Origin of the sequence: Tenacibaculum skagerrakense (assembly GCF_004345825.1) — a bacterium.
Taxonomy (GTDB): domain Bacteria; phylum Bacteroidota; class Bacteroidia; order Flavobacteriales; family Flavobacteriaceae; genus Polaribacter; species Polaribacter skagerrakensis.
Window position 1 is genome coordinate 624,072 of the sequence record NZ_SLXM01000001.1, and the last position, 23,601, is coordinate 647,672.

Below are 23,601 nucleotides of genomic sequence, written 5' to 3' on the forward strand. Positions count from 1 at the left end.
TTGAAAAGAGAAATTATCATAACTTCTGATGGTTCAACAACCATTCATCTCCCTGCTTGGAATGAACAATACCATTCCAAGCATGGAGCTATTCAAGAAGCTTATCATGTTTTTATAAAACATGGTTTAGAATATGTTTCTCTTGAAAAAATAGCAGTTTTAGAGATTGGGTTTGGTACAGGTCTTAATTGCTTTATTACCTATTTAGAATCCAATAAAGAAATTGAATATGTTGGCGTTGAAGCCTATCCTGTTGCTGGAGAAGAAATAAATAAATTAAATTATGTGTCCGAGTTAAAAGCGGAAGATAATTCAAGTGTTTTTAATAAAATACACAAGGTTTCTTGGGAAACACGTCATCAAATTCAGGAAAACTTTTACTTGACAAAACGTCAACAGTTTTTTAAAGATATTGAAGATGTTGAAGCTTTCAACCTTATTTATTTTGACGCTTTTGGAGCAAGAGTTCAGCCAGAATTATGGACAGAAGAAATCTTTGAAAAGATGTTTAAAGCTCTGAAAAGTGGTGGTGTTTTAGTTACTTATGCTGCCAAAGGAAGTGTTAGAAGAGCTATGGAAGCAGTTGGTTTTTTGGTAGAAAGATTGCCAGGACCTCCAGGAAAAAGAGAAATGTTACGAGCTATTAAAAATTAATCAATCAAAATATTCGTTAGATGAAACGTTTCGGAAATAGAAAAAAATCTAATCCAAAAAAAGGATTGTTTTTGGTAATACTATTAGCAATTGCACTATTTTTATTTTTTAATGCAGAAAAACTTATCAGTCGCCTGTTTTAAATGAAGCCATTTAAGTTTAAAGAATTTACTGTTTACCAAGATAAAACAGCTATGAAAATAGGAACAGACGCTGTTTTATTAGGAGCTTGGTGTTCCATTTCAAAATTTCCAGATAGTATATTAGATGTTGGAGCCGGAACAGGTGTAGTTGCTTTAATGTTAGCTCAAAGAACAGATGCTATGACTATAGATGCTGTTGAAATTAACGAATATGCTTACGAACAAACTGTTGAGAATTTTGAGAGATCTGATTGGGGAGATCGTTTGTTTTGTTACAATGCATCATTTCAAGAATTTGCAGAAGAGTTTAGTGAAGAAGAAGAAACGTATGAACTGATTGTTTCTAATCCGCCTTTTTATACAGATGATTATGAAACTGATAATAATGCTAGAAATGAAGCTCGTTTTACTTCGTCGTTAAGTTTTCAAGATTTATTAAGTGGAGTTAATAGTTTATTAGAAGATAATGGAGTTTTTGCTACTATTATTCCTTTTAAAGAAGAGAAAAGCTTTGTTCAGTTGGCGTTGACTTTTAATTTACATTTAAATAGAGTTTGTAGAGTAAGAGGTAACGAAAACTCAGAATTAAAGAGAAGTTTATTAGAGTTTTCTTATGAAAAAAATGAGCTAATCTCCGAAGAACTTGTAATTGAAAAAGAAAGGCATCAGTACACCGATGCCTATATTGAACTTACTAAGGATTTTTATTTGAAAATGTAAGTATTATTTCCAACTCACAATATCTTTAAAATTCCTTCTTGATTTTGCTCTAGCTGGTTCCTCTTTTCGATAACCGAAAGCAACCATATAAGACAATCCATATTTTGTTGTGTCAACATCAAATTTGTCTTGTAATAATTTTTCTAATTTCTCTTCATGAAATCCTTCAATTGGACAGCTATCAATTCCAACTAAAGCAGCAGCAGTCATCATATTTCCTAGAGCAATGTAGGTTTGTTTAGAAGCCCAATCAAATAGCTTTTTGTCAGTATCTAAATTGAAATCTCTTTCTTGAAACTCTCTGTAAAATTTAGAATACATTTCTATAACATCTTCTGGAAGTTGCTTTACATCTTTCATCATATGATTGATATATTCACTATCCCATTTAGTCATAGGAGATTTCATGCTTAATCCCAATATAAAATGACTAGCTGTATCTAATTTTAATGGAGCTCCCCAAGCTAAGGGCTTTAGAGCTTCACGTAATTCTTTGTCTTGTACAACTACAAAATGCCATGGCTCAAATCCAAAGGAACTAGGAGATAAATGAGCAGTTTTTAAGATAAAGTTAATTTCATCGTCAGATAAATGTTTTGTTGCATCAAATTCTTTAGTGGCGTGTCTAAATTGAAAAGCCTCTAAAACTTCTTCTTTGGTAATATTGGTAGTACTCATAAAAATATTAACTATAAAAATTATAGTTACAAAATTATTTATAGTTTTGTGTTCTCACAATAACGGTCAAAAAGGATAGTATAAATTTAATTAGGTATGCATAGTTTTAAAGGAAAGGAATATCCCTGTTGTACAAGTTTGACAATGGGTATTATCGGAGGAAAATGGAAAACGGTAATTTTATTTTATTTAATTGAAGGAAAGTTGCGTTACAGCGAGTTGCGAAAAAAAATGGGAACAGTAACAGAGAGAACGTTGAGTTTACAATTACAACAATTGCAAGACGATGGAGTGATTCATAGAGAAGTTTTTTATAGTAAACCACCTTTAAAAGTAGAATATTCCTTAACTGAATTTGGAAAAACGTTGATTCCACTTTTAGAGGCAATAGCGCATTGGGGAGATTATGCTATAGCAAATCATTCAGAGAACTAAAGTCGCTTACTTATTTGAACTGAATAAGGTATCAACAATAATTTTTGCAGCTATTTTACTACCTTTTTCAGAGGGATGAAATCCGTCTGACCCATAAAATGAATAATCTTTGTTTTTTTCAACATAAGATTTCCAATATTCACCAACTGGAATAAGAGTTGCACTATTAAGATTGGCTGCTTCTTTGTGGTTTTTGATAACGTTGTTAAAAGTATTATAGTAGGTTAAAGAAGGCCATACCATAAAATAGCAAAGTTGAGAATTGCTTGATTTAGATAGTTTTTGAAGTTTCTCTCCATAATCAACTAACATTTTTCTTCCAGTATCTTGTGAAGAAGGACCTTGCTGAATTATAATATAATCAAAGCTTTTGCTTTTAAGTAATTTTTGAATTTTACCTTCTTTCCAATGATCTTCAATAGCATAGTTAGGAAACGCTATCATTTGAGTAGTAATAATTATTTCTTTATTTTTCTTAGCGTACTCTACCACTAAGTTAGGTAAATTATTGTAGTAGGTAAGGCTATTACCTATAAACAAAATAGCATACTCTTTAGTTGTTTTTGATTGACCGTTTATAAATTGATAACAAACGAATAAGAAGCAAACAAAGAATTTTTTCATGTGATGACATTAAAATTTACTCAACTCTAGTTAGTAGAATTGACTCATAATCCTCAAATTTAGTTGAGTGCGTAGTTTTTTTATAAGCTATACCAAATTTCATGGTGTTTTTACCTTGAAATTCTGCCAAACAATTAAGTGTTCTGATAACATCACCATTCATATACGAAATGATAATATCTATTTGATAAGGTGCTTTTTTAGAATTGAATTTATAGGTTGCTTTTGCTTCTTTTCCTTTGAATGTAAAACTTTGGCCACCCATTTTTTTTCCTTCAAATTCCATTGTCAAATACCCATCTTTATCAAAAGTCATAAATCCGATTTCGCCTTTATCTTCTCCAGACCATTTACCAATAATATCAGATTCTTCAGATTTTGTGATGAATGAAAAAAAAGGTATCAATAAAAGTAGGATGTACTTTTTCATAAAAAAAATGTTTGCAGCAATATAAATCATTCATAGCTAAAAACGGTTAAATTTGATATAAAATTAAATCAAAATAATATCTAAATTAATTGAAATACAGTGTCTTTGTATGTGCTAAATAGACAGTATCATAAAAATTTTATTTTTTTTCAAAAAAAAAGTAGGGTGTTTTAGAAATTAACTGTTTTATGTCCGTGAAGCAACAATTTCATTTTTGAGATTTCTATGGGTAAGGGCATAATAAATTTTTAATTGAGATAAGCTTCCAAATAAATTTTAACCATATGGGTTGCAAAATTATTTTTACATAATTAAGCAACCCTTTTTTGTTTCAACCGTTATCCTATAACAACCTCAGGGTTATAACCTAAGTAAGGAACATTTTTTTCAACAAAGTTAATACCATAATCTTCTAACTCTTTTAAAATAGGTTCGTATACCTCTTTATTAATTGGTAGTTGTACACCCGGAGTGGTAATTTTACCATTTAATATTTTAAGAGTAGCCATAGCTACAGGAAGCCCTACCGTTTTAGCCATAGCAGTGTAAGTTTGATCATCACCCTTAATAATCATACTACTCTCTATTTGATGTTTGCCGTTTTTATCTTGATACCCAAACTTATGATGCATCACAATCATATCTTTGTCTTCAGCTTCTAAAGTCCAAGAATCCATTAATATTTTTTGTAAAATTTCAGCTGGAGTAGCATTTTTCAAACCTACTTTTTTAATAGCATTAAAAAGGTCGAGTTCAAGAAATTTATCCCACATTACATCATCTTGATCTATTTTTAAATATGATCGAAATTTCAATTCAACAGAATCTGATGGTGAATAGGCTAAAAAAGAATTTGTAAAATCACGATAGCTCATATTTTCAGAATCTTCAATTGTATATGTATCATCAGTCATTCCTAATTGAACAAATACATTCCAGGCTCTTGAAAAACCAACTTTTCTTATAGTTCCTCTATACATTGTCGGAATATGTTCTAAGCCATAAATACTTCTGTATTTTAAAGAGTCTCTGTTAGCATAAGCTTCAAACTGTCCACTACCATTAATAGTTAAAAATTCAGTTCTTCTGAACAATTTATGATATGGAATATATTTATAAGAGCCTTCTTGAATAAATTTTGATGCACCTCCTTGACCTGCTAACACTACATTTCTAGGATTCCAAGTAAATTTATAGTTCCACAAATTAGTGTCGCTTTCAGGAGCTACTAGACCACCACAGAAAGACTCAAACAACAACATTTCTCCGCCATTCTTACGAATTCTATCAATCACATCCATTGCACTCATGTGGTCAATTCCAGGATCTAATCCAATCTCATTCATGAAAATTAATCCTTTCTCTTTGGCAGTCTGATCAAGTTCCTGCATTTCCTTTGAAATATAAGATGCAGTAACCATATGTTTTTCAAACTCAATACAGTTTTTTGCTACTTCAATGTGTAAGTGTGCAGGTAACATTGATATAACAATGTCTGATTTTTGAATAGCAAGCTTTCGTTCTTCTTCATCAAAAACATCTAGTTTAATTGCAGAAGCGTTTGGATGATTGTTTATTTTTTTCTCAGCATTTTCTTTTGAAAGATCGCCAATTGTCACATGCAAGTTCTCTGTAGAAGATTTATCAAGTAAATATTTTATCAACGATGAGCTCGATCTTCCGGCTCCAATAATCAGTATATTTCTCATTAATTTATATGGTAAATTTGCTTGGTTTTATAAACCCAAAAATACTTTTTAAAAGTTTAATATTTAACAAATATAACAATAATGTATAAAAATTTAACAATAATTGCGTTTTTAGGAGCAATAACTATACTGTTAGGTGCTTTTGGGGCTCATGCTTTAAAAGAGACATTAGCTCCTGAAGCATTAAAAAGTTTTGAAACCGCAGTAAGATATCAAATGTATCATGTGATTGTTTTGTTAATTGTAAATTCAGTTGACTATTTTTCAAACCAACTTAAGAATAGATTAGCTATTATATTCTTACTTGGTATCTTTTTATTTTCAGGTTCAATTTACGGTATATATCTTTTTGGAATACCTGTTCGTTACTTATGGTTTGTAACGCCTTTAGGAGGATTATTATTCGTAATAGGGTGGTTGATGTTGTGTTATGATTTTTATAAAAAAGCACTCAAAAAATAAAAAACACTCAAGAATAAGTAGTTTAAACAAAAAGATTTATTTTTGTCGAAAATAAAACACAACTAAAAAGATAATAGATGACAAATCTTGAAACGAAAACGATTTCGTTAGAATCATTAGGTATTAAAAATTCTACGATTCGTTATCAGTTAACTTCAGAGGAGTTACACGATTTAACTATTGAGAAAGGACAGGGAAAAGAAACTACTTTTGGAGCTTTAGCTGTCAATACTGGAGAATTCACAGGAAGATCTCCTATGGATAGATTTATAGTTAAAGATGAAATTACCAAAGATGAGATTTGGTGGGGAAATATAAATATCCCATTCGATTCTGATAAGTTTGATAAATTATATGACAAAGTAGTTGCATACCTTTCTGAAAAAGAAATTTTTGTAAGAGATAGTTATGCTTGTGCTGATGAGGATTATAAATTAAACATTAGAGTTGTAAACGAATATCCATGGAGTAACATGTTTGCTTACAACATGTTTTTACGTCCAACTAAAGAAGAATTAAAGAATTTTTCTCCTGAGTGGACTGTAATTAACGCGCCTGGGTTTATGGCAGATGCTGAAGTAGACGGAACACGTCAGCATAACTTTGCCATTTTAAATTTTACTAGAAAAGTTGCTTTAATTGGTGGTACAGGTTATACAGGAGAAATTAAAAAAGGAATTTTTTCTGCGTTAAACTTTATTTTACCTGTTTACAAGAATACTTTACCAATGCACTGCTCTGCTAATGTTGGAGAAGAAGGTGATACTGCTGTTTTCTTCGGATTATCAGGAACAGGAAAAACAACGTTATCTACAGATCCAAATAGAAGTTTAATTGGAGATGATGAGCATGGATGGACTTCAGAAAATACAGTTTTCAATTTTGAAGGAGGTTGTTATGCTAAGGTGATAGATTTATCAAAAACTAAAGAGCCAGAAATTTACGGAGCAATTAAAAAAGGAGCAATTCTAGAGAATGTTGTTTTAGATGAAAAGGGTAATGTAGATTTTGCAGACACCTCTATTACTGAAAATACTCGTGTAAGTTACCCAATTCATCATATTGAAAATATTAGAGTACCTTCAATTGGTAAAAATCCTAAGAATATATTCTTCTTAACAGCAGATGCATTTGGTGTTTTACCTCCGATTTCAAGGTTAACTCCAGGTCAAGCTGCATACCACTTTATATCTGGTTACACTGCAAAAGTAGCTGGAACAGAAGCAGGAATTACAGAGCCTCAACCAAGTTTCTCTGCATGTTTTGGAGCACCATTTATGCCTTTACATCCTACTCGCTATGCAGAAATGTTGAGCAAAAAGATGAAAGAAACGGGTGTAAACGTATGGTTAGTTAATACAGGTTGGTTTGCTGGTCCTTACGGGGTAGGTAATCGTATGAAATTAAAGTATACTAGAGCAATGATTAATGCTGCACTTACTGGTGGATTGCCTGAGGAAATAAATAAAGAAAATTATCATATACATTCAGTGTTTGGTTTAGCTCAACCAAGACAATGTCCAGGTGTACCTTCTGAATTATTAAGTCAGCGTCAAGCTTGGAATAATGATGAAGAGTATTATAAAACAGCTCATAAATTAGCAAATTCTTTTAGAAGCAACTTTAAAAAGTTCGAAGAATATGCTAACGAAGAAATATTAGCTGGTGGACCACCAATTATTGAATAATAAAATTTTGAAAAGCATCCTGAACAGGATGCTTTTTTTTTGAAAAACTAATTACTTTAGCATAAAAGAATACCTCATGCAAATTCAAGGAAATATAGTAGACATAGAAAATAGGAGAATTTTTAAAGGAGAAATTGTTGTTGAGAACGGTAAGATAACGTCAGTCAAAGAAAGTAATCATACTGTAAATACTTTTATACTTCCTGGTTTTGTGGATGCTCACATTCATATTGAGAGCTCTATGCTAGTTCCTTCTGAATTTGCCAAAATAGCATTAACTCATGGAACCGTTGCAACAGTTTCAGATCCACATGAAATTGCTAATGTTTTAGGAGTAGATGGTGTAAATTTTATGATTGAAAACGGTAAGAAAGTTCCCCTAAAATTCAATTTTGGAACACCATCTTGCGTGCCTGCTACATCTTTTGAAAGCGCAGGAGCAGTTATAGATGCGAATGATATAAAAACACTTTTAGAAAATCCAGAGATTAAGTATTTAGCTGAAATGATGAATTATCCAGGTGTAATTTATCAAGATGAAGAGGTGTTAAAGAAAATAGCTTGGGCTAAACATTATAATAAACCAGTTGATGGTCATGCTCCTGGACTAAGAGGAAAAGATTTAGATGCCTATATAGCTGCAGGAATTTATACCGACCATGAATGTTTTACCTACGAAGAAGCCTTGGAAAAACTTCAGAAAGGCATGAAAGTTATCATTCGTGAAGGAAGCGCAGCAAAGAATTTTGAAGCTTTAATTGATTTGTTACCTGAGCATTATGAGAACATGATGTTCTGTTCAGATGATAAACACCCAGATGATTTATTAGTTGGACATATCAACCAGCTTTGTGAACGTGCAGTAGCCAAAGGAATTGATGTGTTTAAAGTTTTAAATACAGCTTGTGTAAATCCTGTAAAACACTACAATTTAGATGTTGGTTTATTAAATGAAGGAGATACAGCAGATTTTATAGTTGTAGAGGATTTAGAGAAATTCAAAGTAATACAAACCTATATAAATGGTGAGTTAGTAGCTGAAAATGGAAAATCATTTGTAAAGTCTGTTGATTTTGAAGTGTTGAATAACTTTAATACTGATAAAAAGAAGAATTCTGATTTTGAATTTCATTCAGCATCTGAAAAGATTCGAGTAATTGAAGCTTTAGATGGAGAATTAGTAACAAATGAAATTGAAGCAAATTCACTTATACAAGAGGGAAATTTAGTTTCTGACGTTAATAACGACATATTAAAAATGACGGTGGTCAATCGCTATAAAAATGCTGAACCTGCAGTAGCGTTTATCAAAAACTTTGGTTTGAAAGAAGGTGCAATCGCAAGTTCTGTAGGTCATGATTCACACAATATTATAGCTGTTGGAGTTTCTGATGAAGCCATTTGTAAAGCAGTAAATTTATTGATAGAAAATAAAGGAGGTATTTGTGCAGTTACACATTCAGAAGAAAAAGTTGTTCCGCTTCCTGTGGCAGGTATTATGAGTGATCAACCTGCTGAAATAATTGGAAAAGCGTATGCTGAATTAGATGCTATGGCAAAAAAAATGGGAAGCAAATTAAGAGCTCCTTACATGACGTTATCTTTTATGGCATTGTTAGTTATACCAGCATTAAAACTTTCAGATAAAGGCTTGTTTGATGGTAATTCTTTTAAGTTTACTTCTGTAGAAATAAAATAAAAGAGAGCGCTTTTTTAAGTTAGCACTCTCTTTACGTAATTAAATCTAAAAATCACTTTAGAGCAAGGGTTACCATCTAACCACGGTTTCTCTATTTTGATATATGATTTTACCGAACTCAGTAATTTCAAATTGACATTCTAATTTAGAGTCTGCAGAGTTCGCAGTAAGTTCTCCACTAAATATTTGCATTCCTGTATTTTTCCATATTGTTTGTTTTGGTTGTTCAGGAGTCATAGTTCCACTTCCTAAATCAAGTCCCTCAAAATTTGATGAAGTTGTAATAGTATTAGTGATTGTATCAATACTATATGATATTTCAAGGTCGCCAACATGACCCGTTCCTGTAATCGGAGTTGTTTGTGTGTTATTTGACATGATGTTAATTTTTTTAATTATTAAGTTTAAGAAGTCAAAATTTACTCAGCAGCCGAATCTAAATTGAAAACCGAACCTTTTACAGGAACTTTCTCATCATGTTGTCCTTGGAAAGAAAATCCTCCTTCACCACTCCAATCGGCTTTTAAAGCCATGTTTGCTTCAAAAGGAAATTCTAACGGAGTTAACTTATTATCAGAAGGAATATGTCCGTGTAAACTAATCACTTTTACAATATCGTTTAATCCAGTTGCATATACTGTTCCGCTTACTTTACCAGAATATGATTTTTTATCTGTTCCTACGTTAATTCTTACGGTTCCACTTACCGTGTGATTATCAGGATGAACTAATAATGAAAAATTAACGACTGTTGCTAAAAGGTTAGGAGCAAATCCCATGGTTCCTTTGTAGTAAATAGTTTCTGTTGTTGTTTTTACTGTTGTAGCCATGATTAATTTTTTTGATTGTTATTGATTGGCAATAATAACCTCCGACATAACGATGTTCATTAATCCTCCTGTTACTAAGCTACCAGTAAAAAGAACAGATTTTAAATCGTCACTAATAGAAAAAGTACCATTTAACGTAACATTATTGTAAGTATAGTCAATTTTTTCTGTCGGGTTAAATTTTGGTAAATCAATAGTTTGAACAGGTACTTTGGTGTTAGCTGGACCATTATCAACATATACTTTTACTAAAGCTCCTGAATCGTGAAACTCTGTGTTAAATAAAGATGAAAGTTGCACTTGGTTGGTTGTAGTTCCTTGGAATATTGTTTGTAAGTTAGCCATAATAATAAAATTTTAAGTTTTCCTACTCGTAGGGCTTTTCGGAATCCGCCTCGTTTTTTTAAGTGATTTCTGCTTCACTATAGTTTAGTTAGTTTAATTTGTTTCAATTGTGTTTGAAGTAACTTTGTTTGAAATACCGAAACACGGCTGAGTTTTTACTTCATAAATTCAATTTGAACATTTTCGAGATATATTCGTTTAAGAATTATTTCTGATGTAAAACTACTGTGAATAAGGGTTTTGAAATTTTAAAATGGAATAAGAAGAGGTTTCTTTTCCATGAAAACGGAAAAAAAAGGAATAAAGATTTTACACGTTATTGAGAGGCAAGAAGTAATCTGTAGTTTTTAAGTTAGATGTGTTTTTTTCTTAAGATTACTTCATTTCACGTTGTTTCATTCGTAATGACGCTTTGTATTGTCATTGTGAGGTACGAAGCAATCTTTTCTTCGCTTTTTATTAAGGTGACTGAGCGAAGTCGAAGTCAATTCTTGTAATTTAGTGTAGCTTCGACTCCGTTCAGCTACCAAAATAACTTTAGGTTTTGTTAGTATTCCGAAATTTTAGAAGAGCAGAATTTTACTACTTAAGCGTTCGAACTTTTTTAATTAAGTCTTTATAGCGTTCACTTAAGGTAACATGGTGGTTGCCTTGTAATACGATAAGATTATCTGTTGGAACAATCTCAGTAATTTTATCAAGATTAACAATGTAGTTTCTATGGGTTCTGCAGAACGAATTTTCGTCTAGCAGTTTTAAAATTTTAGTCAGAGAAATTAGAATCACAAACTTTTCTTTTTCTGTAATGATATTACAGTATTTCTCCTCAACTTCAATGTAAATAATATCGGATAATAATACTTTTTTAAGCGACTTACCTTTTTTAATGAATAGATAATCACTACTAATTACAGTGTCTTCTTCATCTGTAATAAATACATCATTCTGATTGTAGAACTTTTCTACAGCCATTTCAATTGCGTATAAAACCTCTAACTCATTAAAAGGTTTCATTAAAAAACTAAAAGGCTGTGTTAACTTAGCGCGTTCAAAGATTTTACGATCAGTAGAACTAGTTAGAAAAACAAATGGTTTTGAAGCGTCTGGAACTGTATTGATGGTTTCAGCAAATGTAATTCCATCAGGAACCCCATCTAAAAAAATATCAATAATAACAATATCAACTTTTACTTTGTAGAATAAATCGAGTGCTTCTTTAAAGCTTTTAGCAACACCAGCTATACTATAATTATTCTCAGTTAGTACCTTAATTAATTTATCACTTTCTTGGGGAGTATCTTCGATAATTAAAATAGTAACGTTATCCATTTGAGTTTGTTTTAGGTAAAGATACAATCATTTTTGTGCCATTTCCTAATTCACTTTCAATATTGAATTTTCCATTATTTTTTTCAATCATCGATTTTACCAACTGAATACCTAATCCAGTTCCAATGATATCTTCATGTTCTTTTTTATTGAGCAAAACTGAATCATCCAAAAGTTTTAATCGCGTAGTTTCGCTCATTCCTAACCCAGAATCTTCTACAATTAAATCGGTATATCCTTCTGTGGTAGTTGAGCTATATATTTTGATAAATCCATTGGGTTGAGAAAACTTAATAGCATTATCAATTAAGTTTCTTAATATGATTTTTAATGATTCTTGATCGGCCTGTACAACTTCTTTTTTAGAAATAGTATTTTCAAAGTTTAGCTCTTTTTCTAGGAGTAGAGGTTTATAGTTATATGCAACGTGTTCGGTAATAATAAATAAACGTTGACTTTCAATGCTAAAGTATTGTTGTTCCGTTTGTAATAAGGCCCAATTAAGCAAGTTGTCTAGTAAGCCATAAGCTCCATTTACAATGCTACTATTTTTATGAAGCAAATTCTCTAATGCTTCTAGATTTTTGGAAGCAAGATTGTCTAGCAACATTTTATTACTTGACTTTAAAGCATTTACAGAAGAACGTAAATCGTGACTAACAATTGAGAATAACTTGTCTTTAGTCGTATTTAACTCATCTAAAGTTTCTTTTTGAGCGGCAATAATTTTATTGGTTTTTACTTTTTCTCTGAAGAAATAAGCTCCAATTCCTAAAAAGAGAAGTAAACCTATGGCAGAGAACAAAAAGATTTTGCGTTGTGTTTCTTTTAATCTATTTTCTAATTGTAATACATCGATTTCTTGCTGTTTCGCTGCGACTGCGAACTCTTTTTCTTTTTGGCCTAACTCATAGATCCTCGCTCTATTATTTATAGAATCTTGCCATTGTTCATATTCTTTTCTGTATTTCAGAGCTTTTTGGTAATCTTTTCTGTTCTCCTCAATAATTGCCATATTGAAAGCAGCTGTACCTTTTTCATTTAGGATTTTTCTATCCAATTCGAATTGATTGGAATCTATATTATCGGAAGATAGTTTTAATATTTTGGATAGATTATAAGCTTTTGTGAAATAATTAATTGCAATGTCATCTATATATTGGTTGTAATACAAATTAGCAATATTATTATAATTACCTATTAACTCTATAGTATCTTTTTCTTTTTTTAAAATTTCCAAGAAATATTTTTCGGCGATACTGTATTTTTTTAATAATAAATATGAAACTCCTATATTATTAATAATGTTTTTCCTTTTCATATAGAAGGAGGTATCTTTAGTAGACAATAATGATGAAAAGTATTTTATGGCTTTGTTATAATTTTGTTCTTTTAGTGAGATTTCTCCTTGCCGCAGTATAACTAAATTATAGAATTGAAAATCTTTTGAGACTTTTAAAAGTTCATTTAGAGCAGGTTTGTTCAATTTTAACTTTTCAAAGCTAAATCCTCTAATGAAAAAGCAGTAATCTTTTTCTTGAAAGCTTAATTTATTGTTATTTAAAAGTTTTTCTGTGTATACGATAGTTGAGTCCCATTTTTTTTCACAAAAAAAGTCTATTGATTTACTAAATAGAGGAAGATTACTGTGACTTTGGGATTTTTCTTTTATTAAATTGAAAAGTACTCTATCTTTTTCTTTGGATTGAGAGTTTAAAAAAAAAGAAAAGAAGAAAAATAAAAATGTCAGTTTAATCTTATAAATCATACATTGGCTATAATCAATTACTAAAACAATGTACGAAAAAGCGCTTTAGTATGATATTTAAAAGCGCTTTTATGTTCAATTTATGTTAAAGTGGATCACCAGCTCCAGATTTTACAGTAACTTTTGTTCCTCTTGAAGTTGTTGGTCCGTCTGTCATTCCGTTTCCAAATACTGGATTTTGACAATACAATTCAATTTTTTCATCTAAAGTAAACCCTAATTGAGTATCAGAAATATTTCCTGTGAGTTCCCAAAGAGTTACATCAGTTGGAGTTGGGTTTTGAGCTTTATTGATATCTACATATAAATTTGCTCCCTCCGCATATAAAGAGATATCATCCGCGGCAATTGCTGAATCAGTATAAAAATACAATGTTATATTAACTTGATCTCCTAACATTTTAATCGAGCTTGAATATGTTCCTTGACCTGGTGCTATCGGATGCACCGGAAATGTATCGTTACCAAAATTCCCAGCATATGTGTTGTGTCCAAATGCTGTTGCTGTGCTCGGTATAGTAATTTTTGTCCCCATAATTTTTAATTTTTGATTATTTATGATAACAAACCAACAAATTAAATATCATTTTTAAAATTTTAAAGGAACAAGAACTGTATTTTTTGTAATAAGAACCTGATAAACAGTAATCAAGTTTTTGGAGGCTGTTAAGTATATTTTTATTAAAAAGAAACTCTTTTAAATTTATAGTAGCTTTGTAATTGAAATATCAAAAGATTTTTTTGAAGACAGAAAAGATAATATTAGGGATAGATCCAGGAACCACAATCATGGGATTCGGAATTATAAAAGTTATTGGTAAGAAGATGGAATTTGTTCAAATGAATGAATTGATCTTAAAAAAATACGATGATCATTACCTTAAGTTAAAACATATTTTCGATCGAACCATTCAACTAATAGATACGTATAACCCAGATGAAATTGCTTTGGAAGCTCCGTTTTTTGGTAAAAATGTCCAGTCAATGTTAAAGTTAGGTCGTGCACAAGGAGTTGCTATGGCAGCTGGTTTATCAAGGGAAATTCCGGTAACAGAATACGCCCCACTTAAAATTAAAATGGCAATAACAGGAAACGGAAAAGCTAGCAAAGAACAAGTTGCATTAATGTTAAAATCGTTACTTAATCTAAAAGAGTTACCTAAAAATTTAGATGCCACGGACGGATTAGCAGCAGCAGTTTGTCATTTCTATAATTCAGGAACAAAAGTAGGAGGTAAGAACTACACAGGTTGGGCATCTTTTGTAAAACAGAATCCTAAAAAAATTAATTAGAGTAATTTTTTAAGAAATCAGAAAAAGCAAATCAATAAATTTGATAACTGATAACTGATAACTGATAACTGATAACTGATAACTGATAACTGATAACTGATAACTAAGAATTGGCTGGAATCTACATTCACATACCGTTTTGTAAACAAGCTTGTCATTATTGCGATTTCCATTTTTCAACTTCTCTGAAAAGAAAAGAAGATATGATGGAAGCGCTGATTTCTGAGATTGAATTAAGAAAAGATGAATTCAAAGGGGAAGAAGTAGCTACAATTTACTTTGGAGGAGGAACACCAAGTGTTTTATCTACAGATGAAATTCAAATGTTGATTGATGCAGTGTATAAAAACTATACTATCATTGAAAACCCAGAAATTACCTTAGAAGCAAATCCAGATGATTTAACCAAAATGTCAGTTCGAGCGCAGTCGAGAACTATTTTTGAAGATTATAAAAGTATTGGGATTAACCGACTCAGTATCGGAATTCAATCGTTTTTTGAGAAAGATTTGAAATTAATGAATCGAGCTCACAATGCAGAAGAAGCAAAAAAATGTCTGTCTTTAGCGACTCGCTACTTTGATAATATTTCTATCGATTTAATCTACGGAATTCCGAACATTACCAACGAAGAATGGAGAGAAAATATTGAAACGGCATTATCTTTTGGGATTCCTCATATTTCTAGCTATGCGTTAACAGTAGAACCAAAAACAGCACTACAAAAGTTTATTGAAAAAGGAATTATTGAGGATGTTGATGATGAGTTAGCACAAGAGCAGTTTTTAATTTTAGTTGATGAATTAGATCAAGCAGGTTTTGTACATTATGAATTATCTAATTTTGGAAAAGAAGATTTCTTCAGTAAAAACAATTCGGCGTATTGGCAAGGAAAAAAATACTTAGGTATTGGTCCATCTGCTCATTCTTTTAATGGAAAAGAACGTAGTTGGAATATTGCAAACAATGCTTTGTATATAAAGAAAATCAAGGAAAATAAATTACCAAGAGAGATAGAAGAACTCTCAGTTACGGATAGATATAATGAATATATAATGACAGGTTTGCGAACTGTTTGGGGAGTACGTTTTACTCGAATTGAAGAAGAATTTGGAAATCAATATTTACAGTATTTAATAATGCAGGCAGAGAAATTTATTCTTCAAGATTTATTGTATATTGAAAACGATACATTGAAAACAACTCGAAAAGGAAAGTTTTTAACAGATGGAATTGCTTCCGATTTATTTAAACTGAATTTATCTTGATCGCAGAAATAATACATAACTCAAAGAAATATAAAATTGATTTAAGTAAACCAATTGATATTTCAATTTCAATTGATGTTACCAAGCAAAAAGTAAATGCATGGTATTTAGATGATCCTAAAATATTTCCAGAGCAGTTTGATGAACAAATTATCAGTGTTTCTGAAGGAGCTGCGGTAAACTTTAATAGTATTCAGTTTAATCCACATTCTCATATTACGCATACAGAATGTGTCGGTCATATCACTAAAGAAGTACATTCTGTAAATAAGCATCTATCTCAATTCTTCTTTTTTGCAGAAGTAGTTACAGTAGCACCAGAAACTATAAACGGAGACGAAGTCATTTCAAAGGAGCAACTAAAATTAGCCTTAGGAAACAAAAAAAGAGAGGCAATTGTGATTAGAACACTTCCTAATGGAAATGATAAAAAAGGAAGAAGGTATTCGAATACAAATCCGCCTTATTTATTAGAAGAGGCTGCTATTTACTTAAGAGAAATTGGAATCAAACATTTGTTAATTGATTTGCCTTCTGTAGATAAAGAAAAAGATGATGGCTTGTTATTATCTCATAATGCCTTTTGGAATACTAAGGAAGATATACGTTTAGATGCTACCATAACTGAATTTATTTATGTTTCAAATTCGGTAAAAGATGGCACTTACTTTTTAAACTTGATGATAGCACCATTTGAAAATGATGCTACACCAAGTAAGCCTGTTTTATATGCAATTGATTAATAATTTAATCTAACCAATTGTTTTCTTTTAAATTTTGTAAAGTAGTATTCATAATTTCATTTAGTTTACTTCTATACTTATTGAATAATCCAATGAAGATGATGTCTTTTTCAGGAATACTAATAAGAAATGCTGTGAAGCCTCCCTGGGATCCTGTATGGTAAATTACATTTGTGTCTAATGAAGGTGTTTTTTCAGAAACAAATCTTCTGTCCCCAGTAAACCAACTGTAACCAATATTAGGAGGAATTGTATCCGACCAATTTTTAGGATAATAAGGCTTTCTAGACTCTTCGGTTAATTCTTTACTTAAAAAAGTGTTTTTTCGAATTGCTTCTTCGTATTTAGCTAACTCTAATACGGAACTCCATATGCCACCATTACCAGAAGCAGCAAAAGTAGGTACTTCTCCATAATCAATTTCAATATAATTCCCATTATCATCTTTATAGTAACTGTGCGCAACCCCAGTTTCAGGATGAGGTCCGTCAGTAATTTTGCTATTTTTCATTCCAGAAGGTTTGAAAATATTTTCTTTGATAAAGTCTTGCCATTTTTTTTCTGCTAAACCTTCAATAATTAAAGCTAATCCATTATATGAAGGATTAGAGTATTGATATCGTTCTCCAGATTCAAAATTCAAACTATCAGCTCGTTTTATAGGTTCAAAATTGGCGGTATCTTTAGCCGTTATAAAGAATTCATAATTATCTTTTACATTTCTTAAATCAGGAAGTCCTGATGTATGAGATAGCATATGTTTGATTTTGACTTTTTGAGCGATTTCTTTGTTGTCAAAATCTTTAAAGTATTTATAAATACTATCTTCTATAGATAATTTCCCTTGTTCTTGAAGAATTAATATTCCGTTAGAGACAAAAGTTTTGGAAATAGAGCCTGTATTAAAAATTGTGTTTTCTGTAATTTTTTTACCAGTTTTTATGTCTTCTACACCATAACTTTTCATAAAAACTATCTCTCCATTTTTTTTTAGTAAAACGGAACCTCCTGGCTCATCCATTTTAAATGTCGATAAAAGTAGGCTGTCAAGTTCTTTAGTGACGTTTTCTTTTTGAGTATTAGTAGTCTTTTTTGAGCAAGAAATTATTGTTAAGCCCATAAGTATGAATAGAAGTCTTTTCATAGCTATATTTTATTTAGATTTTAGGTTTCGTTTGCAATTTAGTTAAAATCTTAGAATGTAAATTGTTCTTTTTAGTTTAGCTTAAATCTTCTTGAATTTGTGACTTATATTTAAAAGAAGCGTCTTAGTTTGCATAAGAAGAACTATATTTAACCTATGGAATTATTGTTTTTAGGATCTGCAGTAGGAGCTGTAATATCGTATTTTATTTTTCAAAAGTTTTCTAATGATAGAAGAAAAAACTTAACAGAAACTCAATCTGTAATACTTCTTGATAAAATAAAAAAGGTTACAAAATTAATTACAGTAGAAGGTGAGTTTGCTGAGATTTATCATCATGAAGATAAGCAGAATAAACTTTTAGGATTAATATCAAGTAAGAAAAAAGCTATTATTTTAATCAATGCAAAAACACATATTGGTTTTGATTTTAGAAAGATTAAAATGCAAGCCGATACCAAAAATAAAACAATAAAATTGTCTAATTTTCCTGAGCCGGAAGTGCTTTCAATTGAGCCAACGATACGTTTTTACGATATTCAAGATGGATTGTTAAACAAATTTTCGTCTGAGGATTTGACGCAAGTAAATCAGGCTGCAAAAGAACATGTGTTGCAAAAAATTCCGGAAAGTAATTTAATGCAAGCGGCAAATCATGAAGCGCTTGAAGCAATTGCTTTAATGAAAAATTTAATAGAAACAATTGGATGGCAACTAGATTATTCTTCTTTAGAGTTGCCTAATGGAAACATACAATTACTAGAATAAATGCACGTAGAACAACTTAGAGATTATTGCATAGCTAAAAAAGGAGTGACAGAACATTTTCCTTTTGATGAAGTAACCTTAGTTTTTAAGGTGATGGGAAAAATGTTTGCTTTAACTGGGTTAGATCGTTGGGAAAAAGGAGAAGAAAAAGTCAATCTTAAATGTGATCCTGATAAGTCTGAGGAATTAAGAGCGGAATACGAAAGTATTAATCCAGGATTTCATATGAATAAAAAACATTGGAATACTATAACATTAAATATTGATGTTCCAGATGCTTTAGTTCGTGAGTTGATTGATCATTCTTATGATTTAGTTGTTAGTGGGTTGACAAAGAAATTAAAGGAAGAATTAAAGTCTCTGTAACATAGCGTTTCTATATTTTAAAGGAGTTGTTTTTTTTATTGCTAAGAACTTACGGTTAAAATTCGAAAGACTGTTATAACCACATTTGTAAGCAATCTCTTTTATAGATATTTCATTGTTGGTAGTCAATAATTTACATGCATTTTCAATTCTAAGTTCATTTAAAAACGTAAAATAACTTTTATTGGTTCGTTTTTTAAAATATCTACAAAAAGCATTTTTAGTCATATTAGCCTTTTCTGCAATAGTGTCTAAAGTAATTTCTGAATTAAAATTATCCATCGTATAACGCATAATAGTCTGCATTCTTTTTCCACTATCATCACTATGCTTTTTTTGAGCGATAAAGCTTGCCAAAGGAATCGATTCACTTTTGTTTAGGATTTTCAAAAGCTCCAAAAAGGTGATAAATCGTTCTAGATTAGAAGCCTTTTGTAATTGTAAAAACAAAGGAACTAGAGGTTGAGAATTTATTAGTTTACATCCATTTGAAGATTTTTTGAAAAAGTAATCAAGTTCCTTGAAATCATCCAGTTTAAAAAAGCCTGTACCAAAGGAAGTTTCAGTAAAGAACAAAGAAATCATAAACGAATCAGCCTTTTCCTCATTTCCATCGCTTTTAAATACATGTGGTAAGTTGCTTCCAATTACAAATACATCATTTTCTGAATATTGATGAATGGTATCGCCGACAACCAAAGTGCCTTTACCCTTAATAATACATGAGATCTGAATTTCTTCATGTTCATGAAAATTACCATAAAAAATAGGCGTTTTATCCTCTTGATAAATAACTCCTAGATTTTTGGGTTTTGGTATTTTAAAAGGAAGAACCTTCATTACTATTAATTTATATAAAGACGTTATAAAATTAGCTTATATTATTCTTATTGATGTTAAATCATTTTAAAAAAGATAATATAGTATTATTTTAAGGTAATAATTATAATTTAGTTAGAAGATTTTGAATATAAATTTGCCAAAAAACTACATATAATGGCAATAGAATGGAAAGGAGTTATGCCAGCCGTAACTACCAAATTTACAACAAACGATCAGCTAGATTTAAAAATGTTCGAGGTGAATATTAATGCACAATTAGATGCAGGAGTACATGGAATCGTATTAGGAGGAACATTAGGAGAAGCGAGTACTTTATCAGATGATGAAAAAAGAGAACTAACGAGAACTACTGTAAAAATTGTTGATAATAAAGTTCCTGTATTGATTAATATTGCCGAACAAACAACAAAAGCAGCAGTTTTAGCAGCTCAAAAAGCCGAAGAAGATGGAGCAAAAGGACTAATGATGTTGCCGCCAATGCGATACAAAGCAGACGGTAGAGAAACGGTTGAATATTTTAAAGCGGTAGCAAATAATACTTCATTACCTATCATGATGTACAATAACCCTGTTGATTATGGAATAGAAGTAACATTAGAGATGTTTGACGAGTTATTAAAGTGTCAAAATATTGAGGCAGTTAAAGAGTCAACCAGAGATATCTCAAATGTAACTCGTATTAAGAACCAGTTTGGAGATAGATTAAAAATCATGACGGGTGTTGATACATTAGCACTAGAAAGTTTACTAATGGGAGCAGATGGATGGATTGCAGGTTTAGTTTGTGCTTTTCCGAAAGAAACAGTAGCTATTTATGAATTACAAAAAGCGGGAAGAATTCAAGAGGCATTAGAAATTTATAGATGGTTTTTACCGTTGCTAGAGTTAGATATAAACTCTAAATTGGTTCAAAATATAAAATTAGCTGAAGTTGCTACAGGTATTGGAACGGAAAATGTTAGAGCGCCAAGATTACCATTAATAGGAGAAGAGCGTAAACGAGTTTTAGCTATTATTGAAAAAGGTTTAAAAAATAGACCAACACTCCCAAATTATAAAAATTTGTAGACCATGATTACTGGAAAAAATTATATAGGAAATCGATTATCATCAGATGGAGATATTACGTTTAAAACGTTTAATCCAGAGTTGAATCTTGAGAATGCGAATTTGTTTGTTCAGGCAACTGAGCAAGAGGTTATTAAAGCAGTTGATTTAGCTACTGAAGCTTTTGATAGTTACAAGCACTTTTCAGGAAAAGAAAAGGCAATATTTTTAAGAATTATTGCTGATGAGATTGAAGCTCTGGGAGAAACATTACTACAAACCTATTGTTCTGAAACTGGTTTACCAGAAGGAAGAGCAGCAGGAGAGAGAGGACGAACAGTATTTCAATTACGATCGTTTGCAGATTTGGTAGAGGATGGATCTTGGGTGGAAGCTTCAATAGATACTGGAATTCCAGATAGAACTCCTGCTCCAAAACCAGATTTACGAAAAATGAATATTCCTATAGGCCCAGTGGTTGTTTTTGGAGCAAGTAATTTTCCATTGGCATATTCCACAGCTGGAGGAGATACTGCAGCAGCTTTAGCAGCAGGTTGTCCGGTTATTGTAAAATCACACCCTATGCACGCTGGTACAGGAGAATTAATAGCTTCAGCAATTATAAAAGCTGCTGAAAAAACAGGAATGCCAAATGGAGTCTTTTCTAATATCAATTCTCAAGATTATAATGCAGGCCAACAATTGGTGAGTCATCCAAAGGTAAAAGCAGTTGGTTTTACAGGAAGTATTAAAGGAGGAAGAGCCTTGTTAGATATTGCTGCTAAAAGAGAAGAACCAATCCCGGTTTTTGCAGAAATGGGAAGTATAAATCCAGTAGTTGTATTACCAAAAGCGTTACAAAATAGAGGAAATGAAATTGCAAATACGTATGCTGGTTCAATTACCTTGGGAACAGGACAGTTTTGCACAAATCCAGGGTTAATTTTAGGGATAGCTGGAGAAGCACTATCTAATTTTACAAATGAATTAGGTTCTAAAATTAAAGAAATTAATCCAACTTGTATGCTACATCCAAATATTCATGGAGCTTATGAGAAAGGAAAACAGCAAGCTGTAAATCAGGAAGAGGTAATGATTGTAGCTGGTTTGAATACTGAAATACAAGTGAATTATGCTTCGCAATTAGTTGCAACAGTTTCTGGCAAAACGTTTTTAGAGAATACTACGTTACATCATGAAGTTTTTGGTCCGTTTTCTATAGTAGTTGCTTGTCAAAATATACAAGAATTAGAGCAAATAATTGCTAGTTTGGAAGGACAGTTAACCGGAACTATTATTTCTGATGAAAATGAAGTTGCAGACTATGTTGATTTGGTTGCTAAAATGCAAAACAGAGTCGGACGGTTAATTTTTAATGGAGTTCCAACAGGAGTAGAGGTTTGTCCTTCAATGGTACATGGTGGTCCATATCCAGCTTCAACGGATAGTCGTTTTACTGCTGTAGGAATTAATTCTATTAAGCGTTGGGTACGTCCTTTCAGTTATCAGAATTGGCCAAACAATTTATTGCCAGATGAGCTAATGGATGAAAATCCATTACAGATAACAAGACTGATAAATGGCGAATTAACCAAATGATAGAAGTATGAAATCAGTTTTTACTTGTATAGATGGTCATACGTGTGGGAATCCTGTTCGAGTTATCAAAGAAGGAGGACCAAAACTCATAGGGAATTCTATGAGTGAAAAACGCCAACACTTTTTAAAGGAATTTGATTGGATAAGAAAAGGATTAATGTTTGAACCTCGTGGTCATGATATGATGAGTGGTTCGATTTTATATCCACCGCAACATCCAGATAATGATTTTGGGATTTTATTTATAGAGACCTCTGGTTGTTTACCAATGTGCGGACATGGAACTATTGGAACCATAACTATAGGAGTTGAGGAAGGCTTAATTCAGCCTAAAACTCCAGGGAAAATTAGAATGGAAGCCCCTGCAGGTTTGGTAGAAATTGAATATCAACAAACAGGAGAAAAAGTAGATTGGGTTCGTTTAACCAATGTAAAAAGTTATTTAGCAGCCGAGAATTTAACTGTTGATTGTCCGGAGTTAGGAGAAATAGTTTTTGATGTGGCTTACGGTGGAAATTTTTATGCGATTGTAGATCCTCAAAAAAACTTTTCAGGAATACAAGAGTACACAGCTTCTAAAATTATTCAGTATTCTCAGGTTGTTCGAGAGCGGATTAATAAAAAGTATCCTAATCAGTTTATTCATCCAGAAAATGATACGATTAGAGATGTAACTCATATGTTATGGACAGGTACTCCTTTAGATAGTAGTTCTTCTGGAAGGAATGCTGTTTTTTACGGAGATAAAGCCATTGACAGAAGTCCATGTGGTACAGGAACTTCCGCGAGAATGTCACAACTTCATGCGAAAGGTAAGTTATCGGTTGGAGAAGATTTTGTGCATGAAAGTTTCATTGGAAGTAAATTTATAGGAAGTGTTAAAGAAGAGACAACTTTAAACGGAAGAAAAGCAATCATTCCGAGTATTCAAGGTTGGGCAAAAGTGTTCGGATATAATACTATTATTATTGATGATGAGGATGATCCGTATGCACATGGTTTTCAAGTAATTTAAG

General features: G+C 31.5%; 26 protein-coding genes. 14 read left to right on the forward strand and 12 right to left on the reverse strand.

The annotated features are described in order from the left end of the window. Positions 1-654 (forward strand): tRNA (5-methylaminomethyl-2-thiouridine)(34)-methyltransferase MnmD, encoded by a 654-nt coding sequence (gene mnmD, locus EV195_RS02890; RefSeq protein ID WP_132792645.1) that lies wholly within the window; start codon positions 1-3, stop codon positions 652-654. Positions 655-797: 143 nt separating this feature from the next. Continuing rightward, entirely contained in the window at positions 798-1,517 is a 720-nt protein-coding gene (locus tag EV195_RS02895) for a tRNA1(Val) (adenine(37)-N6)-methyltransferase (RefSeq protein ID WP_132792648.1), read from the forward strand. 3 nt (positions 1,518-1,520) lie between these two features. Here EV195_RS02895 and EV195_RS02900 read toward each other — a convergent pair whose 3' ends face one another. Further along, positions 1,521-2,195 (reverse strand): NAD(P)H-dependent oxidoreductase, encoded by a 675-nt coding sequence (locus EV195_RS02900; protein ID WP_132792651.1) that lies wholly within the window; start codon positions 2,193-2,195, stop codon positions 1,521-1,523. A 96-nt stretch (positions 2,196-2,291) separates the two neighbouring features. On the opposite strand from EV195_RS02900, the gene EV195_RS02905 reads away from it, so the two are divergent. Then, on the forward strand, positions 2,292-2,630 hold the full coding sequence (locus EV195_RS02905) for a winged helix-turn-helix transcriptional regulator (protein ID WP_132792654.1): 339 nt from the start codon (positions 2,292-2,294) through the stop codon (positions 2,628-2,630). 6 nt (positions 2,631-2,636) lie between these two features. Here EV195_RS02905 and EV195_RS02910 read toward each other — a convergent pair whose 3' ends face one another. The 3 genes from EV195_RS02910 to EV195_RS02920 all read right to left on the reverse strand — a co-directional run bounded on the left by EV195_RS02910 (position 2,637) and on the right by EV195_RS02920 (position 5,393). Then, on the reverse strand, positions 2,637-3,254 hold the full coding sequence (locus EV195_RS02910; protein ID WP_132792657.1) for an SGNH/GDSL hydrolase family protein: 618 nt from the start codon (positions 3,252-3,254) through the stop codon (positions 2,637-2,639). 16 nt (positions 3,255-3,270) lie between these two features. Next, a complete protein-coding gene (locus EV195_RS02915) occupies positions 3,271-3,684 on the reverse strand; it encodes a hypothetical protein (protein ID WP_132792660.1) in 414 nt (137 codons plus the stop codon). A gap of 338 nt (positions 3,685-4,022) precedes the next feature. Next, entirely contained in the window at positions 4,023-5,393 is a 1,371-nt protein-coding gene (locus tag EV195_RS02920; RefSeq protein WP_132792663.1) for a saccharopine dehydrogenase family protein, read from the reverse strand. Positions 5,394-5,474: 81 nt separating this feature from the next. Between EV195_RS02920 and EV195_RS02925 the strand changes: the two genes are divergently transcribed. From EV195_RS02925 to ade, 3 genes are all read left to right on the forward strand, one after another. Then, positions 5,475-5,855, forward strand: a complete 381-nt coding sequence (locus tag EV195_RS02925; protein ID WP_132792666.1) for a DUF423 domain-containing protein — start codon at positions 5,475-5,477, stop codon at positions 5,853-5,855. Positions 5,856-5,932: 77 nt separating this feature from the next. Further along, complete coding sequence (pckA, locus tag EV195_RS02930; RefSeq protein ID WP_132792669.1) at positions 5,933-7,543, forward strand: phosphoenolpyruvate carboxykinase (ATP); 1,611 nt, start codon at positions 5,933-5,935, stop codon at positions 7,541-7,543. Between the two features lie 76 nt (positions 7,544-7,619). Next, a complete protein-coding gene (gene ade, locus EV195_RS02935) occupies positions 7,620-9,242 on the forward strand; it encodes an adenine deaminase (RefSeq protein ID WP_132792672.1) in 1,623 nt (540 codons plus the stop codon). Positions 9,243-9,311: 69 nt separating this feature from the next. Here ade and EV195_RS02940 read toward each other — a convergent pair whose 3' ends face one another. The 6 genes from EV195_RS02940 to EV195_RS02965 all read right to left on the reverse strand — a co-directional run bounded on the left by EV195_RS02940 (position 9,312) and on the right by EV195_RS02965 (position 14,049). After that, a complete protein-coding gene (locus tag EV195_RS02940) occupies positions 9,312-9,620 on the reverse strand; it encodes a hypothetical protein (protein WP_132792675.1) in 309 nt (102 codons plus the stop codon). Between the two features lie 41 nt (positions 9,621-9,661). Continuing rightward, the gene (locus EV195_RS02945; RefSeq protein ID WP_132792678.1) at positions 9,662-10,072 is read right to left on the reverse strand and encodes a DUF1842 domain-containing protein; all 411 of its coding nucleotides are present in this window, start codon (positions 10,070-10,072) and stop codon (positions 9,662-9,664) included. 18 nt (positions 10,073-10,090) lie between these two features. Continuing rightward, on the reverse strand, positions 10,091-10,417 hold the full coding sequence (locus EV195_RS02950) for a hypothetical protein (RefSeq protein WP_132792681.1): 327 nt from the start codon (positions 10,415-10,417) through the stop codon (positions 10,091-10,093). A 582-nt stretch (positions 10,418-10,999) separates the two neighbouring features. Further along, on the reverse strand, positions 11,000-11,746 hold the full coding sequence (locus tag EV195_RS02955) for a LytR/AlgR family response regulator transcription factor (RefSeq protein ID WP_132792684.1): 747 nt from the start codon (positions 11,744-11,746) through the stop codon (positions 11,000-11,002). Beyond that, on the reverse strand, positions 11,739-13,067 hold the full coding sequence (locus EV195_RS02960; RefSeq protein WP_243693051.1) for a tetratricopeptide repeat-containing sensor histidine kinase: 1,329 nt from the start codon (positions 13,065-13,067) through the stop codon (positions 11,739-11,741). The genes EV195_RS02955 and EV195_RS02960 overlap by 8 nt, the downstream gene beginning before the upstream one ends. Before the next feature lie 532 nt (positions 13,068-13,599). Next, the gene (locus EV195_RS02965; RefSeq protein ID WP_132792690.1) at positions 13,600-14,049 is read right to left on the reverse strand and encodes a hypothetical protein; all 450 of its coding nucleotides are present in this window, start codon (positions 14,047-14,049) and stop codon (positions 13,600-13,602) included. A gap of 206 nt (positions 14,050-14,255) precedes the next feature. Between EV195_RS02965 and ruvC the strand changes: the two genes are divergently transcribed. From ruvC to EV195_RS02980, 3 genes are all read left to right on the forward strand, one after another. Next, the gene (ruvC, locus tag EV195_RS02970) at positions 14,256-14,807 is read left to right on the forward strand and encodes a crossover junction endodeoxyribonuclease RuvC (RefSeq protein WP_132792693.1); all 552 of its coding nucleotides are present in this window, start codon (positions 14,256-14,258) and stop codon (positions 14,805-14,807) included. Between the two features lie 110 nt (positions 14,808-14,917). Continuing rightward, positions 14,918-16,075: a radical SAM family heme chaperone HemW gene (gene hemW, locus EV195_RS02975; protein WP_132792696.1), complete on the forward strand. Its 1,158-nt coding sequence runs from the start codon at positions 14,918-14,920 to the stop codon at positions 16,073-16,075. Next, positions 16,072-16,818 carry a cyclase family protein gene (locus EV195_RS02980; protein WP_132792699.1) on the forward strand — a complete coding sequence of 249 codons (747 nt, stop codon included), beginning with the start codon at positions 16,072-16,074 and terminating at the stop codon, positions 16,816-16,818. The genes hemW and EV195_RS02980 overlap by 4 nt, the downstream gene beginning before the upstream one ends. Positions 16,819-16,822: 4 nt before the next feature. Here the strand turns inward: EV195_RS02980 and EV195_RS02985 are convergent, their stop codons facing one another. Continuing rightward, positions 16,823-17,962: a serine hydrolase domain-containing protein gene (locus EV195_RS02985; RefSeq protein ID WP_132792702.1), complete on the reverse strand. Its 1,140-nt coding sequence runs from the start codon at positions 17,960-17,962 to the stop codon at positions 16,823-16,825. Positions 17,963-18,118: 156 nt separating this feature from the next. Between EV195_RS02985 and EV195_RS02990 the strand changes: the two genes are divergently transcribed. Further along, positions 18,119-18,730, forward strand: a complete 612-nt coding sequence (locus EV195_RS02990) for a DUF4230 domain-containing protein (RefSeq protein ID WP_132792705.1) — start codon at positions 18,119-18,121, stop codon at positions 18,728-18,730. Beyond that, positions 18,731-19,096, forward strand: coding sequence for an MmcQ/YjbR family DNA-binding protein (locus EV195_RS02995; RefSeq protein WP_132792708.1), 366 nt, complete (start codon positions 18,731-18,733; stop codon positions 19,094-19,096). It abuts the gene before it with no gap. Here EV195_RS02995 and EV195_RS03000 read toward each other — a convergent pair. After that, positions 19,082-19,936 carry an AraC family transcriptional regulator gene (locus EV195_RS03000; RefSeq protein WP_132792711.1) on the reverse strand — a complete coding sequence of 285 codons (855 nt, stop codon included), beginning with the start codon at positions 19,934-19,936 and terminating at the stop codon, positions 19,082-19,084. The genes EV195_RS02995 and EV195_RS03000 overlap by 15 nt on opposite strands. A 156-nt stretch (positions 19,937-20,092) precedes the next feature. Here EV195_RS03000 and EV195_RS03005 point away from each other — a divergent pair, with 156 nt between their 5' ends. The 3 genes from EV195_RS03005 to EV195_RS03015 are packed head-to-tail and all read left to right on the forward strand — an operon-like array spanning position 20,093 to position 23,600. Next, the gene (locus EV195_RS03005; protein ID WP_132792714.1) at positions 20,093-21,007 is read left to right on the forward strand and encodes a dihydrodipicolinate synthase family protein; all 915 of its coding nucleotides are present in this window, start codon (positions 20,093-20,095) and stop codon (positions 21,005-21,007) included. Positions 21,008-21,010: 3 nt separating this feature from the next. Continuing rightward, entirely contained in the window at positions 21,011-22,585 is a 1,575-nt protein-coding gene (locus EV195_RS03010; protein ID WP_132792717.1) for an aldehyde dehydrogenase (NADP(+)), read from the forward strand. Positions 22,586-22,592: 7 nt separating this feature from the next. Further along, positions 22,593-23,600, forward strand: coding sequence for a 4-hydroxyproline epimerase (locus EV195_RS03015; protein WP_132792720.1), 1,008 nt, complete (start codon positions 22,593-22,595; stop codon positions 23,598-23,600). The last annotated feature ends 1 nt before the right edge of the window (position 23,601 follow it).

Excerpts from the sequence above, each read along its gene's own strand:
- EV195_RS02895 (WP_132792648.1), top strand. The coding sequence starts at position 798 with ATGAAGCCATTTAAGTTTAAAGAATTTACTGTTTACCAAGATAAAACA.
- EV195_RS02900 (WP_132792651.1), bottom strand. The coding sequence starts at position 2,195 with ATGAGTACTACCAATATTACCAAAGAAGAAGTTTTAGAGGCTTTTCAA.
- EV195_RS02905 (WP_132792654.1), top strand. The coding sequence starts at position 2,292 with ATGCATAGTTTTAAAGGAAAGGAATATCCCTGTTGTACAAGTTTGACA.
- EV195_RS02910 (WP_132792657.1), bottom strand. The coding sequence starts at position 3,254 with ATGAAAAAATTCTTTGTTTGCTTCTTATTCGTTTGTTATCAATTTATA.
- EV195_RS02915 (WP_132792660.1), bottom strand. The coding sequence starts at position 3,684 with ATGAAAAAGTACATCCTACTTTTATTGATACCTTTTTTTTCATTCATC.
- EV195_RS02920 (WP_132792663.1), bottom strand. The coding sequence starts at position 5,393 with ATGAGAAATATACTGATTATTGGAGCCGGAAGATCGAGCTCATCGTTG.
- EV195_RS02925 (WP_132792666.1), top strand. The coding sequence starts at position 5,475 with ATGTATAAAAATTTAACAATAATTGCGTTTTTAGGAGCAATAACTATA.
- pckA (WP_132792669.1), top strand. The coding sequence starts at position 5,933 with ATGACAAATCTTGAAACGAAAACGATTTCGTTAGAATCATTAGGTATT.
- ade (WP_132792672.1), top strand. The coding sequence starts at position 7,620 with ATGCAAATTCAAGGAAATATAGTAGACATAGAAAATAGGAGAATTTTT.
- EV195_RS02940 (WP_132792675.1), bottom strand. The coding sequence starts at position 9,620 with ATGTCAAATAACACACAAACAACTCCGATTACAGGAACGGGTCATGTT.
- EV195_RS02945 (WP_132792678.1), bottom strand. The coding sequence starts at position 10,072 with ATGGCTACAACAGTAAAAACAACAACAGAAACTATTTACTACAAAGGA.
- EV195_RS02950 (WP_132792681.1), bottom strand. The coding sequence starts at position 10,417 with ATGGCTAACTTACAAACAATATTCCAAGGAACTACAACCAACCAAGTG.
- EV195_RS02955 (WP_132792684.1), bottom strand. The coding sequence starts at position 11,746 with ATGGATAACGTTACTATTTTAATTATCGAAGATACTCCCCAAGAAAGT.
- EV195_RS02960 (WP_243693051.1), bottom strand. The coding sequence starts at position 13,067 with ATGAAAAGGAAAAACATTATTAATAATATAGGAGTTTCATATTTATTA.
- EV195_RS02965 (WP_132792690.1), bottom strand. The coding sequence starts at position 14,049 with ATGGGGACAAAAATTACTATACCGAGCACAGCAACAGCATTTGGACAC.
- EV195_RS02985 (WP_132792702.1), bottom strand. The coding sequence starts at position 17,962 with ATGAAAAGACTTCTATTCATACTTATGGGCTTAACAATAATTTCTTGC.
- EV195_RS02990 (WP_132792705.1), top strand. The coding sequence starts at position 18,119 with ATGGAATTATTGTTTTTAGGATCTGCAGTAGGAGCTGTAATATCGTAT.
- EV195_RS02995 (WP_132792708.1), top strand. The coding sequence starts at position 18,731 with ATGCACGTAGAACAACTTAGAGATTATTGCATAGCTAAAAAAGGAGTG.
- EV195_RS03000 (WP_132792711.1), bottom strand. The coding sequence starts at position 19,936 with ATGAAGGTTCTTCCTTTTAAAATACCAAAACCCAAAAATCTAGGAGTT.
- EV195_RS03005 (WP_132792714.1), top strand. The coding sequence starts at position 20,093 with ATGGCAATAGAATGGAAAGGAGTTATGCCAGCCGTAACTACCAAATTT.
- EV195_RS03010 (WP_132792717.1), top strand. The coding sequence starts at position 21,011 with ATGATTACTGGAAAAAATTATATAGGAAATCGATTATCATCAGATGGA.
- EV195_RS03015 (WP_132792720.1), top strand. The coding sequence starts at position 22,593 with ATGAAATCAGTTTTTACTTGTATAGATGGTCATACGTGTGGGAATCCT.